The organism is Leptothrix ochracea L12, assembly GCF_000262525.1.
Genome location: NZ_JH660696.1, coordinates 10,505 through 13,333, shown reverse-complemented (window position 1 = coordinate 13,333; position 2,829 = coordinate 10,505). Strand labels below are relative to the sequence as shown.

3 protein-coding genes are annotated in these 2,829 nt (G+C 62.8%); 2 read left to right on the top strand and 1 reads right to left on the bottom strand.

Going from position 1 to position 2,829, the window contains the following annotated elements; genetic code table 11:
• The first annotated feature begins 162 nt into the window (after positions 1-162).
• Both LEPOCDRAFT_RS02525 and LEPOCDRAFT_RS02520 read left to right on the top strand, forming a co-directional pair.
• Positions 163-474: a hypothetical protein gene (locus LEPOCDRAFT_RS02525; RefSeq protein WP_043909934.1), complete on the top strand. Its 312-nt coding sequence runs from the start codon at positions 163-165 to the stop codon at positions 472-474.
• Entirely contained in the window at positions 471-2,033 is a 1,563-nt protein-coding gene (locus LEPOCDRAFT_RS02520) for a substrate-binding domain-containing protein (protein ID WP_009453660.1), read from the top strand. The genes LEPOCDRAFT_RS02525 and LEPOCDRAFT_RS02520 overlap by 4 nt, the downstream gene beginning before the upstream one ends.
• 46 nt (positions 2,034-2,079) lie before the next feature.
• On the opposite strand, the gene LEPOCDRAFT_RS02515 is transcribed toward LEPOCDRAFT_RS02520, so the two are convergent.
• Positions 2,080-2,829 (bottom strand): aminoacetone oxidase family FAD-binding enzyme (locus LEPOCDRAFT_RS02515; protein WP_043909932.1); only part of this gene is annotated, 750 nt, incomplete at its 5' end.

Here is a 2,829-nt window from a genome sequence, read left to right as displayed (position 1 = left end):
CCCCCCCGCGCCAGCGCCGGCACTGCTCGTGCCGCCGCCCGTGGTGCCTGAGGCACCCGCACCCTCGCCGGAATGGCTCTTGCAAGTACGCCGTGTGCTCTTGCTGGCCGAGGCGGTGGGCTTGATTTCAGAAGAAACAGACCCCGCTAACGGGGAAAACGGTTGTTGTGGCAACAAGTCGATGAGGACGGTTTCGACATCGCACGCAAGGTGCTGGGTCGGGACTGGATCGACGCGGTTGCCCGCGCGGAACATGAAGTCTTTGATGCGTTGAAGAAGGCTCTGCTTGAGCCGGAACAGATACGCCAGATTCATGCCGCCGACCGACAGGAAGCATTGCGTAATTCGATGCGAAGGCGCATCGAAGCAATCCGATCGGCAGCACCAGCTTCAGAGCTGGATGCCGTGTCATTGGCGTGGAGTGAAGCTGCTCGCGCCGCCATGCGTTTTGTTCGACAGGAAGCCATGCTATGACCCACGGTATCTGTACCAATCTCCCCAGCGCGTGTACCCATGCGGAAAAACGCACGCAACTGCCCTATGACGACAGCAACTCACGTTGCCCCAAGTGCGGCTCGCCGCTGCTGCGGGTCGATGAGTCGGCTGGCGGGGGCGGCAAGGGAAAAATGAACGTCCTCGCCATCGCCATCCCCCTGGCTTTGGTGGCTTTGGGTGGCGGTTGGTGGGCCATGAGTGGCTCAGGCGGCGGCGGGGGTAAAACCTCGGCCAGCTCGACAGCCAACGCAGAAAACACCGTCTTGCGCTTGCATGGCTCAGACACGGTGGGCACGACGCTGGCACCGGCACTGCTCAAGGCGTTCTTGGCGCAAGAGGGCTACACCCAGATTGAGCAGCACCCGACCAAAACGGTGGATGAAATCGTGGTTACGGCCCGGGGAACCGACGGCGTGCCGGTGCGCATCGAGGTCTACGGGCACGGCTCAGGCACAGGGTTTGCCGATCTGAGCGCGGGCAAGGCGGACATCGCCATGAGCTCGCGGCCGATCAAGAAAAACGAGCTGGAACTGACCAAGGCCCTGGGTAACCTGAACGCTGACGGCGCCGAATACGTGGTCGCCTTGGACGGCACGGCCATCGTGACGCACTCGACCAACGCGATCACCCGCTTGTCGCTGGCGCAGTTGCGCGACATCTTCGGCGGCAAGATCACCGACTGGTCCAAGGTGGGCGGCAAGCCCGGTCCGATCAAGCTGATCTCGCGCGACGAAAAATCCGGCACTTATGACGCCTTCAAGGGTCAGGTGATGGGTGGGGCTGACGTCGATAAATCGGCCAAGGTGGCTGACAGCGGCGGCGTGCTGTCTGACTTGGTGGCCAAGGATCCGCAAGCCATCGGCTTTGTGGCCATGAACGACATCCACCAATCCAAGGTGGTGGCGATCTCTGACGGGACCCACGAGCCGATGCGCCCGACCAAGCTGACGGTGGGCGCCGAAGATTACCCGCTGACACGCCGCTTGTTCATGTACGTGCCGCCGATGACCACCAACGCTTTGGCGGTGCGTTTTGCCGAGTTTGCGGTCTCGCCCGAAGCTCAGAAGGTTGTGGACAAGGCTGGGTTCATCGGCCAAGCGGCTGAAGCGGTCGAAGCCAAGGGTGTGGCAACCAGTTCTTCGGCCTATAACCAGTTGGTTGAAGGCTCGCAACGCTTGTCCATCAACCTGCGCTTCCAACCCGGTTCGATGACCTTGGACAACAAGGCCGAACGCGACATGGGCCGGATCGCTCAGTTGATCGGTGCTCGGGGCAAGAAGAGCGAAGTCATGCTGCTTGGCTTCACTGACGGCACAGCCACCGCACCGTGCAAGGTCTCGCAAGAGCGGGCTGCGGCGGTGTCAGCTGAACTGGCAACGTACGGCGTCAAGGCCAAGGTGGTTTATGGCTTCGGTGCTGCGGTACCGATGGCTGCGGACGACACCGAAGCCGGTCGCGAACGCAACCGCCGCGTGGAAGTCTGGATCGCGGATCATCCGGTCCAAGCTCCGGCAGCGGCTTGTAAAGACCCGAAGTAACGAGCTTGACGAAGGCGCTTGATAAGGGCGCTTGACGAGGGCTGGCTCACAGGGTGCCGCCGGGGCTCAACGCCTCGGCGCACGCTGCACCGCTGGCCCACGCCCACTGGAAGTTGTAGCCCCCCAGCCAGCCGGTCACATCCACCACCTCACCGATAAAGTGCAGGCCGGGGATGCTCAGGCTGGCCATGGTTTGGGAGCTGAGTTGGCGCGTATCGACGCCGCCCACCATCACTTCGGCTTTCTTCCAGCCTTCGGTGCCGTCGGGCTTCAGGCTCCACGCCTGCACGCCTTGGGCCAAGCGCTCGATGTCGCGATCCTTCATCTCGGCCATCGGCTGGCTGGGGTTCAAGCTCAGGCGTTGCAGCCAGAATTCCGCCAAACGATTCGGCAGGTGCTGCGCCAGCACGGTGCTGAGCTGACGACGCGAACCGTTTTTGGCCTCGCGCAGGGTGTGCGCCAAATCGCCTTGGGGGTAAAGATCCATCTGGATGGCTTGTCCGCCACGCCAATAGCTGGAAATTTGCAACGTGCCCGGCCCGCTCAGGCCCCGGTGCGTGAACAGCACATCTTCTAAAAATTCACCCTTCAACGCGCCTTTGGGGGCGCCCTTGCCGCCGCCGCAGGTGAGCCGCGCCGGCAGCGATAAGCCGGAGAGCTCCACCAACGGTGCCCATTCACTGGATGCAAACGTCAGCGGCACCAAGGCGGGGCGAGTCTCGACGATTTTCAAGCCCCAATCGCGCGCCAAGCGCAGGCCCCAGTCGGTGGCCCCGATTTGCGGAATCGGCAGCCC

Bases quoted from the DNA above. Each gene is read 5' to 3' on its own strand.
- LEPOCDRAFT_RS02520 (WP_009453660.1), top strand. From the start codon at position 471: ATGACCCACGGTATCTGTACCAATCTCCCCAGCGCGTGTACCCATGCG.